At 60.4% G+C, this 13,306-nt stretch carries 11 protein-coding genes, 1 tRNA gene and 1 pseudogene; 11 read left to right on the forward strand and 2 right to left on the reverse strand.

The features are described 5' to 3' along the window. The first annotated feature begins 7 nt into the window (after window positions 1–7). Together CLU91_RS13440 and CLU91_RS13445 are read left to right on the forward strand one after the other, a co-directional pair. On the forward strand, window positions 8–2,365 hold the full coding sequence (locus CLU91_RS13440) for a DNA polymerase II (protein ID WP_100874567.1): 2,358 nt from the start codon (window positions 8–10) through the stop codon (window positions 2,363–2,365). Between the two features lie 260 nt (window positions 2,366–2,625). Further along, window positions 2,626–3,942 carry an enoyl ACP reductase FabMG family protein gene (locus tag CLU91_RS13445; RefSeq protein ID WP_100874568.1) on the forward strand — a complete coding sequence of 439 codons (1,317 nt, stop codon included), beginning with the start codon at window positions 2,626–2,628 and terminating at the stop codon, window positions 3,940–3,942. Window positions 3,943–4,021: 79 nt separating this feature from the next. Here CLU91_RS13445 and CLU91_RS13450 read toward each other — a convergent pair whose 3' ends face one another. After that, a complete protein-coding gene (locus CLU91_RS13450; protein ID WP_100874569.1) occupies window positions 4,022–4,786 on the reverse strand; it encodes an SDR family oxidoreductase in 765 nt (254 codons plus the stop codon). A 172-nt stretch (window positions 4,787–4,958) separates the two neighbouring features. On the opposite strand from CLU91_RS13450, the gene CLU91_RS13455 reads away from it, so the two are divergent. The 6 genes and pseudogenes from CLU91_RS13455 to CLU91_RS28515 all read left to right on the forward strand — a co-directional run bounded on the left by CLU91_RS13455 (window position 4,959) and on the right by CLU91_RS28515 (window position 9,639). Then, window positions 4,959–5,045 (forward strand) — tRNA-Leu (locus tag CLU91_RS13455). Window positions 5,046–5,218: 173 nt separating this feature from the next. Continuing rightward, window positions 5,219–6,427, forward strand: coding sequence for a tyrosine-type recombinase/integrase (locus CLU91_RS13460; RefSeq protein ID WP_100874570.1), 1,209 nt, complete (start codon window positions 5,219–5,221; stop codon window positions 6,425–6,427). Between the two features lie 319 nt (window positions 6,428–6,746). Continuing rightward, the gene (locus CLU91_RS13465; RefSeq protein WP_100427605.1) at window positions 6,747–7,139 is read left to right on the forward strand and encodes a plasmid mobilization protein; all 393 of its coding nucleotides are present in this window, start codon (window positions 6,747–6,749) and stop codon (window positions 7,137–7,139) included. After that, window positions 7,129–7,542 (forward strand): annotated as a pseudogene (locus CLU91_RS28815) (relaxase/mobilization nuclease domain-containing protein); the annotation flags it as partial. The gene CLU91_RS13465 and the pseudogene CLU91_RS28815, both read left to right, overlap by 11 nt. Before the next feature lie 478 nt (window positions 7,543–8,020). After that, complete coding sequence (locus CLU91_RS28820) at window positions 8,021–8,371, forward strand: hypothetical protein (protein WP_442906604.1); 351 nt, start codon at window positions 8,021–8,023, stop codon at window positions 8,369–8,371. 827 nt (window positions 8,372–9,198) lie between these two features. After that, on the forward strand, window positions 9,199–9,639 hold the full coding sequence (locus CLU91_RS28515; protein ID WP_232730738.1) for an SUKH-3 domain-containing protein: 441 nt from the start codon (window positions 9,199–9,201) through the stop codon (window positions 9,637–9,639). 83 nt (window positions 9,640–9,722) lie between these two features. Here CLU91_RS28515 and CLU91_RS13480 read toward each other — a convergent pair whose 3' ends face one another. Then, window positions 9,723–10,583: an AraC family transcriptional regulator gene (locus tag CLU91_RS13480; protein ID WP_100874573.1), complete on the reverse strand. Its 861-nt coding sequence runs from the start codon at window positions 10,581–10,583 to the stop codon at window positions 9,723–9,725. 69 nt (window positions 10,584–10,652) lie between these two features. Here CLU91_RS13480 and CLU91_RS13485 point away from each other — a divergent pair, with 69 nt between their 5' ends. From CLU91_RS13485 to panB, 3 genes are read left to right on the forward strand one after another with little or no spacing between them, the layout of a single operon-like run. Further along, window positions 10,653–11,597: a DMT family transporter gene (locus CLU91_RS13485; RefSeq protein ID WP_100876724.1), complete on the forward strand. Its 945-nt coding sequence runs from the start codon at window positions 10,653–10,655 to the stop codon at window positions 11,595–11,597. 17 nt (window positions 11,598–11,614) lie between these two features. Next, window positions 11,615–12,055: a PaaI family thioesterase gene (locus CLU91_RS13490; RefSeq protein WP_198521325.1), complete on the forward strand. Its 441-nt coding sequence runs from the start codon at window positions 11,615–11,617 to the stop codon at window positions 12,053–12,055. Between the two features lie 53 nt (window positions 12,056–12,108). Continuing rightward, window positions 12,109–12,939, forward strand: coding sequence for a 3-methyl-2-oxobutanoate hydroxymethyltransferase (panB, locus tag CLU91_RS13495; RefSeq protein ID WP_100874574.1), 831 nt, complete (start codon window positions 12,109–12,111; stop codon window positions 12,937–12,939). Window positions 12,940–13,306 lie beyond the last annotated feature (367 nt).

The raw sequence follows: 13,306 nt of genomic DNA on the forward strand, positions 1-13,306 counted from the left end.
CTGCACCATGACAGGCAACGCGCAGCAACCACCCGAACAGGGCTTTATTTTGACCCGCCACTGGCGCGACACAAGCGACGGCACGGAAGTCGATTTCTGGCTGGCAACAGACGCCGGGCCGCGCCACGTGCGCCTGTCCGTGCAGACGGCGGTCGCCTTCCTTCCCATGGAGCAGCGCGAGCAGGCGGAGCTGTTGCTGCGCGGCGAGCGCCATGCCGAGTTGCGGCCCCTGTCGCTGTGCGATTTTCACCAGCGTCCCGTGCTGGGGCTGTACTGCAAGCAATACCGGCATTTGCTGAAGCTGGAAAAGCAATTGCGCGCCCACGGCGTCGACGTGTACGAAGCCGACATCCGCCCGCCCGAGCGCTACCTGATGGAGCGTTTCATCACGGCACCGGTGACGTTCAGCGGAGAAACGGAAGTGCAGCTGAAACCGGCGCCCGGCTATCGCCCCACATTAAAACTGGCATCGCTCGATATCGAGACGACGGCGCATGGCGAGCTGTATTCGCTGGCCCTGGAAGGCTGCGGCCAGCGCCAGGTCTACATGCTGGGGCCGCCAAACGGCGGCGATGAAATCCTCGATTTCGACCTTGAATACTGCGACACGCGCGCACAGATCCTCGAACGCCTGAACAGCTGGATGGCGCGCCACGATCCTGACGCCATCATCGGCTGGAACCTGGTGCAGTTCGACTTGCGCGTGCTCAAGGAACATGCCGAGCGCTATCAAGTTCCCTTGCGGCTGGGACGCGGCGGCGCCGTGATGGAATGGCGCGAACATGGGGGCAAGCAGGAACACTATTTTGCCGCGGCGGCGGGACGGCTGATCATCGACGGCATCGAAGCATTAAAATCGGCGACATGGAATTTTTCCTCGTTCAGCCTGGAAAACGTGGCGCAAACGCTGTTGGGCGAAGGCAAGTCCATCGACAATCCCTACCAGCGCATGGCCGAGATCGACCGGCGTTTCCGTGAAGACAAGCCCGCGCTGGCGCGCTACAACCTCAAGGATTGCGAACTGGTCACGCGCATCTTCGCCAAGACCGAGCTGCTGACGTTTTTGCTGGAACGGGCCAGCGTGACGGGCCTGGCGGCCGACCGCAGCGGCGGCTCCGTGGCCGCCTTCGAACATCTGTACTTGCCGCTGATGCACCGCCAGGGTTATGTGGCACCCAACCTGGGCGATGTCTCCGGCGAAAACAGCCCGGGCGGCTTCGTCATGGATTCCCAGTCGGGCCTGTACGATTCCGTGCTGGTGCTCGACTACAAAAGCCTGTATCCATCCATCATCCGCACCTTCCTCATCGACCCGGTAGGCCTGGTGGTGGGCACCAGCGGCGACGAAGCCGATACCGTGCCCGGCTACTGGGGCGCGCAGTTTTCGCGTGTGAAACATTGCCTGCCCGCCATCGTGGAACAAGTGTGGCAAGGGCGCGAGATGGCCAAGCGCGAGCGCAACGCACCGCTGTCGCAAGCGTTAAAAATCATCATGAATGCGTTTTACGGCGTGCTGGGATCGAGCGGCTGCCGCTTCTTCGATCCGCGCCTGGCCTCGTCGATCACCCTGCGCGGCCACGACATCATGCACCGCACGCGCGAGCTGATTACCGAGCAAGGCTACCAGGTCATCTACGGCGACACGGATTCCACGTTCGTGTGGCTGAAAACGGCGCATAGCGACGAAGCAGCAGGCAAGATCGGCCGCGCCCTGGTGGCACACGTCAACGCCTGGTGGGATGCACATCTGCGCGAGGAATTCGGCCTGGAGAATGCACTGGAGCTGGAATTCGAGACGCATTACCGGCGTTTCCTGATGCCCACCATCCGCGGCTCGGAAGAAGGCAGCAAGAAGCGCTACGCTGGCCTGGTGGGCAAGCCCGATGGCAGCGAGCACATGGTCTACAAGGGCCTGGAAACGGTGCGCAGCGACTGGACGCCGCTGGCGCAGCAATTCCAGCAGGAGCTATACCGGCGCATCTTCCAGCGCGCCGCCTACCAGGACTATGTGCGCGACTACGTGGCGCGCACCGTGCGCGGCGAATACGACGCCTTGTTGGTCTACCGCAAGCGCTTGCGCCGCCCCCTCGACGATTACCAGCGCAATGTGCCGCCCCATGTGCGCGCGGCGCGCACGGCCGACGCCTACAATCTGGCGCAGGGCCGGCCGCTGCAATACCAGAACGGCGGCTGGATCAGTTATGTCATCACGGTGGCGGGGCCGGAACCGCTGGAAACGCAGCGCTCGCCCATCGACTACCATCACTACCTGACGCGCCAGCTGCAGCCGGTGGCCGATGCGATCCTGCCTTTTCTGGGCGACGATTTTTCGCGCCTCGTGTCCGGGCAGCAGGATTTGTTTTAGGTCAATTTTACTGACCGGCATGGCCAAGCTGGGGTAATATCGGCGCCTGCCGGGCCAGTGGGCGGGCGCTGTGCGCCGTGGCAGCGTAAAATACGCCATGGCGAAAGAATAAGAGCTGCATGCAGAAGATGCCATTCCAGACGAGAATCGTTCACAACAGGATTTTCCTCGCTGAAATGGCGCATAATTTACAACTATGTTGAACCAGCGGGCAGTCGCATCAGCCATCTGCCCTGCTAATTTTAGAATGAATTGACACCATGACCGAGATCACGTCCCTGAGAGACATCCCGCAAAAAAATATCTTCCGCAAGGGCGACACCTTTGTGCTGTTCGGCGAGCTGTTCGGCCGCGGCTATGTGAATGGCTTGCTGGACGAAGCACGCAAGGCGGGCATGAATATCGTCGGCATGACGGTCGGCCGCCGCGATGAAAACATGGCGCTGCGCCCGCTGAACGCGGAAGAACTGGCCGAAGCCGAAGCCAACCTGGGCGGGCGCATCATCAATGTGCCGCTGATGGCAGGTTTCGACCTCGACGCGCCAGCCGGCGAACCGACGCCGACGGCCCTGCTGGCCGACATGACCTTGAAAAGCTGGCAAGAAGACAAGCTGGACTGGGCGCAGATCGAACGCTGCCGCGAAGCCGGCATCGCCCGCTTCAGCGCTTCCGTGGCGAAAGCCATGGCCGAACTGGACAGCCTGATTCCTGATGGCAGCAATGTGTATTTCGCCCACACCATGGCGGGCGGCATTCCGAAAGTCAAAGTCTTCCTGGCCATTGCCAACCGCATCTACAAAGGCCGCGGCGAGCGCTTCATGTCCTCGCGCGCCCTGCTCGACAGCGACCTGGGTAAATTGATCCTGATGAACTTCGACGAAGTCACGGCCAACACCCTGCAGCACCTGATCGACGGCAGCGCCGCCATCCGCGCCCGCATCGAGCAAACGGGCGGCCAGGTGCGCTACAGCGCCTACGGCTACCACGGCACCGAGATCTTGATCGACGGCAAATACCAGTGGCAAACGTATAGCAACTACACCCAGGGCCTGGCCAAAATGCGCCTGGAAAATGTGGCCAAGGCCGCGTGGGAAAAAGGCATCAAGGCCACCGTATTCAATTGCCCGGAAATCCGCACGAATTCGTCCGACATTTTCGTCGGCGTGGAACTGTCCTTGTTCCCCCTGCTCGTCGCGCTGAAAAAAGAAGGCGGCGCAGCCTGGGCCGAAGAGCAATGGAAAATCTGCCAGGGCTTGCTGGAAGACGGCGTCTCGCTGCAAGACTTGCTCGACCGTATCGCCACCTACAACGGCGACGCCACCAGCGTACAGTTCCGCAACTTCGCCGCCTGGCCAATGGACAACACGCCAGAGCTGGCCGACGTCATGATCGGCACCTCGGACGACATCACCAAGCTGCACAAGGACCGCAAGGAACTGATCACAGACCACCTGAGCTCGCTGGTACTGGAAGGCACGGGCCCGCTGATGTTCCACACCATGTCCGAACCGCCAGCACCGGTCGTCTGGCTCAACCATGACATCATCGCGCGTTTGCTGAACTCGGTTCACAACTGAGCTTGATGTAGCGTCAGGCAAGCTGCAAGACACCGACGGCCCGGCTCGTCCCCGGGCCGTCGGCGTTTCTGCGCATGCTTTATGCGCGCACGATCGACACGCCGCCATCGGCCAGCAGCGCCGTGCCGGTGGTGAAGCTCGATGCATCGGACGCCAGGTACAGCGCCGAGCGGGCGATCTCGTCCGGCGTGGCCAGGCGTTTCAACGCATGCAGGCCCGCCACGAAGGCCTGCGCTTCGGGCGTATTCGCCACTGTCCGTCCCAAGGGCGTATCGGTGCCGCCCGGCAGCAGGGCATTCACGCGGATGCCCGCCGCGCCATACTCGGCCGCCAGGGCCTTCGTCAAACCGATCACGCCCGCCTTGCTGGCCGCATACGCGGCCATGCCGGCCATGCCCAGCGTATGGCCCACAAACGTGGAGGTAAAGATCAGCGAGCCGCCGCCGCGCGCCGCCATCGCAGGCAGCTGGTACTTGGCCGCCAGGAAGGCACTGGTGAGATTGGTATTGAGCACTGCTTGCCAGTCTTCCAGAGCAAGCTCCGGCGTGGGCCCCATGGGCCCCAGAGTGCCCGCATTATTAAAAGCGATATCGAGGCCGCCAAAGCGTTGCAGTGCCAGCGCCACGGCCCCTTGCGCGCACGCCGCGTCGCCCACATCGCCGGCGCAGGCCACGGCTTGCGCGCCGCCGTCCGCCAGCTGCGCCACCAGCGCATCGAGTTCCTTCCGCCGCCGCGCCACCAGCACCAGCCGCGCACCGTGGCGAGCGAACAGGCGCGCCGCCGCATGGCCGATGCCCGAGCTGGCGCCCGTGATGATGGCGACCTTGTTTTCCAGTTGTTGCATGGGGTATCCCTCCAGTTAGTGAAGGGATACGATAGGACGGCTGGCCAGCCGCGGCACTCCGCTTCTTGCGCTGGAATCGGTGTCTTCAACGATTATGAATGCTGGTGTAAAACACACGCCAAGCATAAAACTTGCCAGATTGTGACAAATCAGTGATAATGCGTCTCGCGTTGCCGGGATGGCGGAATAGGTAGACGCACGGGACTCAAAATCCCGCGCTGGAAACAGCGTGCCGGTTCGATTCCGGCTCCCGGCACCAGAACACAGCAGTAAAAGCTCGAAAAACATCCAGGAACCCGCCTTCGTCATAGGAGAGCGGGTTTTTTGTTGTCCGTATTTGTCCATCGGCGTACATTCAAAGCCATGAATTTTGTTGGTACTTTTTGCTGGATTTAGGATTTTCTCTAAAAAAATACCATCAGGGAGTGCGCCATGCCACTGTCCGATCTGCTTATCCGCCATGCCGTCTACCAGGGCACGCCCAGCGGCGACAAGTATCCCGACCTGTACGGCATGTACCTGCTGGTCACCCGTACCGGCAAGTACTGGCGGTTGAATTACCGCCATGCAGGCAAGCAAAAAACGCTGGCCCTGGGCGTCTACCCCCGCGTGAGCCTGGCCCAGGCGCGGCGCAAGGCCGAAGATGCGCGCAAGGCGCTGGCCGAAGGGATCGACCCGAACGCCGTCAAGCGCGCCCAGAAGGCCGAGCAGCGCAGCGCCGCCTTGAACACCTTCGACAAGCTGGCGCGCCAGTGGCTGCTCACCATCCAGCGCAACGGCAGCGCCAGTACGCAAAAGAAAGTCGGCAACTGGCTCGAAGGCGACGTCATCCCGTATCTGGGCAAGATGCCGCTCAACACCATCCGCCCGCGCGACGTGCTGCGCGTGGTGCAGCGCGTCGAGGCGCGCGGCGCGATCGATTCGGCGCACCGCATCAAGCAGCTGTGCGGCCAGGTGCTGCGCTTCGGCGTGGCGATGGACCTCGTCGAGCGCGACGTCACGGCAGACCTGAAAGGCGCATTGACGCCGGTGCCGAGAACGCACTACCCGGCACTGACGGAACCGGGCGATGTCGCGCCGCTGCTGCGCGCCATTTATGGCTACCACGGCCACGCCACGGCGGTGGCGGCGCTGAAACTGGCGCCCATGCTGTTCGTGCGTCCCGGCGAACTGCGCGCCGCCGAATGGAGCGAAATCCATCTCGATGCCGCCGAGTGGCGCATCCCGGCCAGGAAAATGAAAATGCAGCTCGAACACCTGGTGCCGCTGCCGACACAGGCCGTGGCGATCCTGCGCGCGCTGCAGCCTGTCACCGGCGAAGGCCGCTACGTGTTTCCCGGCCTGCGCAGCGGCCAGCGCTGCATGAGCGAAAACACCATCAACGCGGCGCTGCGTTCCCTGGGCTATGCCAAGGAAGTCATGACCGGCCACGGTTTCCGCGCCATGGCCCGCACCATCCTCGACGAAGTGCTGCAAGAGCGCGTGGACCTGATCGAGCACCAGCTGGCGCACAGCGTCATCGACCCGAACGGGCGCGCCTACAACCGCACGGCGCACCTGCCTGCGCGCCGCGCCATGATGCAGCGCTGGGCCGACTATCTCGACGCCCTGCGCGACGGCGTCGCCACGCCTCCAGCCTGACGGCGACGCCCGCCTGGAGAAAGAAAACCAGCGGCGGCGCTGGCCGGAACAGGTGCCGCGCCACGCGCGCATGTCGTCGCCGCGCCACGATAGGCGACACGGCGTGCGTCCACCCACATCCGCCGTCGTCCTGTTTCGCGACAGCGCCCGCGCTGTTTGATATCGCGTAAGAAAAGCGGCTGGCCCGCGGCTACATTCAAAGGCGGGGAGCCGCGGGCGCGTGGGCTGGCGAGGAGCAAGCCATGTTTTCGCTTCGCTCAAACCGGCTTGCCCTGCGGGGCCATCCTCGCTGCGCTCGCCCACCACGCCAGGAGCATCGATGCACGCCGAGACCACGCCACGCAAGCGACAAGGCGGCCGCCCGAAGGGCGACCCGGCCGCCGTGCGCGGCGCCACCATCGGCGTGCGCGTCTCGGCCGCCGAACATGCGGCGCTGCTGGAACGCGCCGCCCGCATGCAGATGCGTCCCGCGCAATGGCTGCGCGCCGCAGCGCTGGCGCGCGTCTTGCCCCCGCCACCCGTCGCCGCCATCAACCGCGAACACTACGTGGAACTGGCCCGCCTGGCGTCCAACCTGAATCAGTTGACCCATCTCGCCAACGAGGGTGGCCGCGTCGCCGTGAACGACGCCCTGCTGCAGCGGCTGATCGCGGAAACGCGCCGCCTGCGACTGGCACTCTTGGGCGTGAAGGAGCAGGACGATGATCGCTAAGGCCATCAAGGGACGCGGCTTTCGCGGCGTGCTGGCGTATGACCTGGGCAAGGAGCAGGCGCGCGTGATCGACAGCAACATGACCGGCCGCACGCCGCGCGAACTGGCGCAGGAATTCGGCGCCGTGCGCAAGCTGCGCCCGGGCCTTGGCAAGGCGGTGCTGCACGTGTCGCTGTCGGCCGCGCCGGGAGAGCAGCTGTCCGACGCACAGTGGACGCAGATCGCGGGCCGCTATCTGGCGGGCATGGGCCTGGACGACAACCAGTACCTGCTGACGCGCCATGCCGACACCCGGCATGAACACGTGCACCTGCTGGTCAACCGCGTGCGCTGCGATGGCGGCGTGGCCAGCGACAGCCACGACTACCGGCGCCAGGAAATCATCATGCGCGCGGTCGAACGCGACTTCGGCCTGCAGCAGCTGCGCCCCTCCGTCGAGGCGCCGCGCCGCGCGGCGAGCCGGGGCGAAATCGAGGCAGGCCTGCGCACCGGCGTCGCCTCGACGCGGCAGCGCCTGCAGCAGCTGTGCGACGCCGCCATCACCGGCTGCGCCAGTTTCACCGCTTTCATGCAGCGCCTGGCGGCGGCGGGCGTGGCGCTGGTGCCGGTGACGCAGCGCAATGACAGCACCCTGGCGGGCCTGTCCTACCGCCTCGATGGCGTGCTGATGAAGGGCAGCGACCTGGGACGCGGATACAGTCCCATGGGATTGGCGAAACGAGGAGTCCACTATGACAAAGAGCGAGACCTTGCGGCAGTTGGCCACTGCCGAGAACACGGCGCAGCTGGACGCGCTGGCGTGCAAAATGGCGCAGCTGCACCAGGCCAGGCTGGCCAGCGCCGAGGAACTGGCGGCGCTTCTGGAGCCGCTAGCGCAGGCGATGGCGGCATTGACGGACGAGACGCGCCAGACCATGCAGCAGCTGGGCCTCGACGGCACGCGCCAGGGCGAGCAGTTCCGGCGCCAGATCGAGGCGGCGACGAGCGCCTGGCGCAGCGCGGAACAGGCGGCGCGCGAGAGCGCCCAGGCAATCGACTGCAGCAGCCGTACGCTGTCGCAGCGCCAGTATCTGCTGGCCGCGCTGGTGGGCATGATGACGGGGCTGCTCGCCAGCGCATTGTGGCTCTGTCTGGCACCTGCCCCCAGGTTGCAGAACGTGCTGGACGCGCAGCAACTGGCCGCGCTGATCCGGCCCGCGACCGCAGCCTGGAAGCCGTGCGCGGGCAAATGACGGCACTGGGCTGCGCGCAGTTCATCGTCAGACTGGTGCAGGCAAGGGACGGCAAAGAAGAGATGCGGCAGTGGAGCGGGCCGGAACTGCTGCGCAGCCTGGCCTGGCTCAAGCGCATGAATGCGCGCGGCTACGACGTCACCCTGCGCCCCGCAGGCTGGCATGGCCTGCTGTTGCTCGACGGCTTGCAAGAGGCAGACTTGCAGCGCCTGGACGCGCGTGGCTGGCAGAGCGCCGCCGTGGTGGAAGTGCAGCATGGCCGCTTGCAGGCCTGGATCAAACTGTCCAGGCAGCCAGTCGCCGACGCCTTGCGCGGCCAGGCGGCATCCCGCCTGGCGTCCGACCTTTTCCGCAGTGGCAGCGCCATCACGGTTGCGGAATTTGGCGCGCTGGCCGGATTGACCTGCCACCCGCCGGGCATGGCCGAAGGGCAAGCGGCACGCTATGCGCTGCTGCGGGCATCGAGCGGAACAGTGGCAACCGCCGCAGCGCCCAGCCTGGAGCGCATGGAACACCTACCGGCCCAACCGCTACCGCCCAGGCTGGCCATGCCACTGGGCGCCATCCGGAAACGCTCAAGCGGGCGCGCCAGATAATCGGCATGCCGGTGCTGGCGTCCCCAGCAGCCGCGTTACCGATTGCATTTCGGCATGGATTCGACCGTCTGGCGCATGGGCAAGGCATTTGCCCGGGCGTGACAATGCGTGTAGTTTTCCGTTTGGCAATTTGCTATTCTCGGGGGCGCTTGTCGGCTACGGATTCAATTAGGTAACGGCGGCAAGCGGCCAGGAGCAGCCATTTAATCGACAACCTTTTTTAAACTGACCATGTTGGAAATACCGAAGCTAATAGAGCCCGTCTTTCGAAAAGCAGGTTGGAAGGGACCGAAGAGTCAAGCCCCGCTAGGCAAGATGCCAGCATCTGCCTATACCATCGCCAATCAAATAGTTGATGAGTTCGGAGGGTTGACTGTAGGCACATGTGGCTTAGGAACAGAAATGGCATCGAGCGACGTGCGCTTCTACGAGCGTCTTCGTTGCGGTCTGTTTCAAGCTTGGGCAGAACAAATTGGTGAGGTTGTCGCATTTGCCTCGGCCCATCATGACCACATGATTCTGTCAGTCGGCACTGATGGGACCTATTATGTATTTACCGACCCGGACGGTCAGCTATACCAAGGCCCGCAGAATTTCGGAGAGCTAATGTGTCGTTTGCTTTGGGGTTATTCGTACGGTTCCACAATTTCAAAAGACGCGTATCAGTTCTAAGTCACCGTCCGCTTCGGGGTGGAACCTGCCAATGACGGCAACCGGCCAAAAGCGGTCACTCAAGAAAGCATGTTTGACGCAACTCAGCCCTTATCATTTCGGCAGCGCTTGCGATACTCATCCGGAGTCTCTCCAGTTAAACGCCGGAACATCGTTATGAATGCCGAGGAGCTGCCATAACCAAACTCCAACGCGATACTCTCGACAGTCCGGCCTTCCGCTAGCAAGGGCGTTGCCTTGACTACTCTCATCCTTTGCCTCCATTCTGCTAACGTCATCCCCAGTTCACTCTGACATCGACGCATCAAAGTGCGTTCACTTGTGTTCACATAAGCTGCGAGCTCGGCTAACGAACGGGTGTCGCCAGGCGACTCCTCAAGTATGCCTAAGACCTTTTGAACAACCGGGTCGTTGGACGTAGGCAAGTAATTCCCCACTCTATCCGCCGCTGCGAGCATATCGACGAGAACTTTCAGGAAGCGCTTCTCCTGTTCTGTTACCGCCACACCGGGAGGATGCTGTCGTAAATGTTCCAGCATTTCGCGAATCAAAGGCGTGACCGCGATGGCGGATACATTATCAGGAAGAACTGCGCACAACTCCGCGCTGACATAAATTGAACTGTGCCAAGCTGCGCGCCGATTCTGTCCGAGATGGGTAACATTCGGCGGCAGCCATATCCCATATTGAGGCGGAACAAGGAAGTGACCGCCCCGGAACCGGACTTCCACAACCCCACTGATAGCGAAGACGAACTCCCCCCACGGATGATGGTGTTCAGGGTAAATGCCTTCTGCGGGCATAGGTGCACTACGAAAGACAATTGCAGCGGGAAGCTCCGTTGAGAACGGCGCGACCAAGACATTTTGTGGCTTTTTCTTCACCCGGGCGCCTAGCTCTTCAAAAAGTGTATTCGAAAGTTGACCGAAATGAGCGGCGGCCATGTCGGTTTCTCACTATACCAAGGAAAGCAGCCTAAATCATAATAGTGCATTACCTTGATAGGAATACTCGTGAGTCCGCACAAGAATATCGATGGGAAAGCCGCCTTAGCGATGGTGGTGCTGTGTTTCGTGTGGAGCATGCAGCAGATTGGTCTTAAAGCTACTGCGCATGACGCTAGTCCAATCCTGCAAGTGGCCATACGGTCCGGTATCGCCGCCGTTCTAGTGGGCCTTTTTATGCTAGTTCGTCAGGAGAAAATAATGCCAACGCAGTTGCCTTGGCGCGCCGGATTGGGCGCGGGAGCACTATTCTCCATTGAATACCTATCCCTTGGTGAGGGGCTTCATCTGACGAGTTCTGCACACGGGGTAGTGTTTCTTTACACAGGCCCACTGTTCGCTGCGGTTGGACTGCATTTTCGTCTAACCTCTGAGCGCATGGTCCCATTCCAATGGATGGGAGTGGTTTTTGCATTTTTAGGCATAGCCATTGCGTTTTTATCTCCGGCAGATTGGCACGCAGCGAAGAATAACGACGCTTTGCTGGGCGATGGACTTTGCCTTTTAGCTGGCGCGTCGTGGGGCGCTACAACAGTACTTGTCCGTTCTTCTGGATTGGCTAAAGCTTCTGCGTCCCAAACGACTTTCTATCAATTGGTAGTCGCTTTTGTACTTCTGCTCGCAGCATCTCACTTTCTCGGGCAATGGTCTCTAAAACCCACCCCGATGTTACTTGCTAACCTAGTTTTCCAGACAGTGCTAGTTTCGTTTATCAGCCTTCTGGCATGGTTTGCTTTACTGCGGCGTTATCTAGCATCACGACTGGGGGCTTTTTCGTTTATGACGCCTCTATTCGGCGTTGCATTGGGGGCCTGGTTGCTGGATGAACCAGTCAGCGCTGGATTCCTAATCGGCGCCTTCTTTGTGGTCGCAGGCATCATTTTTGTGAACTGCCACGAATTGTTGGCGCGACGCCTTTCGCTGGTAAAGTTGAGAAAGTGGAGAAGTTGCTAACAGAGGAGAAACTGGGCATGTCAGATATCGAAACAGTATTGGGGGAAACTATCCGCGCTAGCTTCGCAAATCAAGGTGCCATGACGCTAATAAAAGCCACTGTTCCTATCGTTGAAGCGGGCCGCGCCGAAATCCATTTGGACCATTGGGCAGGGATTGAGCAGCAACACGGCTTTATCCATGGAGGCGTTGTAGGCATGATTGCGGACTCAGCTGCGGGCTATGCGGCGATGACTGTGGTGCCGAGCGGGGCTTCGGTTCTCACTGTCGAGTACAAGATGAACTTCGTTGCTCCGGCAAACGGTGAGAAGTTGCTTGCAAGGGGCCGTGTCGTTCGCCCAGGTCGAACGTTGATAGTTACGCAAGCCGAAGTGTTTGCGCTTCGTGACGGGAAAGAAATACTCTGCGCGCTGATGCAGCAGACCATCATGGTAATGCACGGCAAGCCGGAAAAATGAAGTTCGAATTCCAAGCGCCTGCTCATCGGCCTTAACTTTAAGGATGTAGAAAAATGGCTGCATATGTTTCAGAAAATGAAGGCAAGACGCGAGCGAAATCTGTAACGCTGATAGGCTTGCAGCAGATGCGAGAGGTTGGCGAAAAAATTACAATGCTCACCAGCTATGATGCGAGCTTTGCTTCTGTTATGGATAAAAGCGGCGTCGACATGCTGCTTGTCGGCGATTCGCTGGGAAACGTCTGCCAAGGACACAGCACGACTTTAGGTGTCACTGTTTATGATATTGCCTACCACATGACGTGCGTTGCGCGTGGCAGTAAGAGGGCACTTCTAGCCGCCGATATGCCATTTGGAAGCTATGGAACGCCAGAATACGCTTTCCAAAATGCCGTGAAATTAATGAAGGCGGGAGCGCATATGGTAAAGCTGGAAGGTGGCGCATGGCTTAGCGAAACCGTGAGGTTTCTATCAGACCGTGGGATACCGGTATTTGCGCATCTTGGGTTGACGCCGCAATACGTTCACCAACTGGGTGGATTTAAGGTTCAGGCGAAAAGTGATGAAGGTGCGCTTCGACTGATGAAAGAAGCATTGGCGCTCCAAGCCGCAGGTGCATCAATGCTCTTACTAGAGGCCATTCCGGCATCTGTGGGCAAGAATGTGACCGAAGCCCTTTCCATTCCGACGATAGGCATTGGGGCGGGTCCAGACTGCTCCGGGCAAGTTCTCGTGATGCATGACATGCTTAACGTTTTCCCTGGCAAAAAAGCTCGTTTTGTCCGCAATTTTATGGAAGGGCAATCAAGCATTGAAGGCGCTATTTGCAGCTATGTCCGAGCCGTTAAAGACAAGTCGTTCCCGTCGTCGGAACATTGTTTCTAGTTGCGACTTTGCGACGGACCGCTTTGGGGCGTAAGCGGACACCGCAATAGACAGGCCGTCGCCTCAAAAAAATCGCAGCAATTTTCGGCCATGCTTTTCAAGAAAGCGTTCCCTCGCTGCCGATGCTTGCTGGGAAGAAAATACAAAATCAAAAAAATTCATCGGGAGTGCTAGCATTTGACTTTTTTTGTACTAAACTATTTGTCTGAAGTCACCAGCAACCGCTCCAAGTGGAATGGTAACGAAGAACTTTTTCTCCAATGATGGTATTTATGATGGTATTTTTGGATATTCGCTGAATTCTCATAGCAGTTTTCGATTCCGGCTCCCGGCACCACCAGACACATCAAAGAAGTACCGATGAAGC

Source organism: Janthinobacterium sp. 64, assembly GCF_002813325.1.
In the GTDB taxonomy this organism is placed as follows: Bacteria; Pseudomonadota; Gammaproteobacteria; order Burkholderiales; family Burkholderiaceae_D; genus Janthinobacterium.

Excerpts from the sequence above, each read along its gene's own strand:
- CLU91_RS13440 (WP_100874567.1), top strand. The coding sequence starts at position 8 with ATGACAGGCAACGCGCAGCAACCACCCGAACAGGGCTTTATTTTGACC.
- CLU91_RS13445 (WP_100874568.1), top strand. The coding sequence starts at position 2,626 with ATGACCGAGATCACGTCCCTGAGAGACATCCCGCAAAAAAATATCTTC.
- CLU91_RS13450 (WP_100874569.1), bottom strand. The coding sequence starts at position 4,786 with ATGCAACAACTGGAAAACAAGGTCGCCATCATCACGGGCGCCAGCTCG.
- CLU91_RS13460 (WP_100874570.1), top strand. The coding sequence starts at position 5,219 with ATGCCACTGTCCGATCTGCTTATCCGCCATGCCGTCTACCAGGGCACG.
- CLU91_RS13465 (WP_100427605.1), top strand. The coding sequence starts at position 6,747 with ATGCACGCCGAGACCACGCCACGCAAGCGACAAGGCGGCCGCCCGAAG.
- CLU91_RS28820 (WP_442906604.1), top strand. The coding sequence starts at position 8,021 with ATGGCGGCATTGACGGACGAGACGCGCCAGACCATGCAGCAGCTGGGC.
- CLU91_RS28515 (WP_232730738.1), top strand. The coding sequence starts at position 9,199 with ATGTTGGAAATACCGAAGCTAATAGAGCCCGTCTTTCGAAAAGCAGGT.
- CLU91_RS13480 (WP_100874573.1), bottom strand. The coding sequence starts at position 10,583 with ATGGCCGCCGCTCATTTCGGTCAACTTTCGAATACACTTTTTGAAGAG.
- CLU91_RS13490 (WP_198521325.1), top strand. The coding sequence starts at position 11,615 with ATGTCAGATATCGAAACAGTATTGGGGGAAACTATCCGCGCTAGCTTC.
- panB (WP_100874574.1), top strand. The coding sequence starts at position 12,109 with ATGGCTGCATATGTTTCAGAAAATGAAGGCAAGACGCGAGCGAAATCT.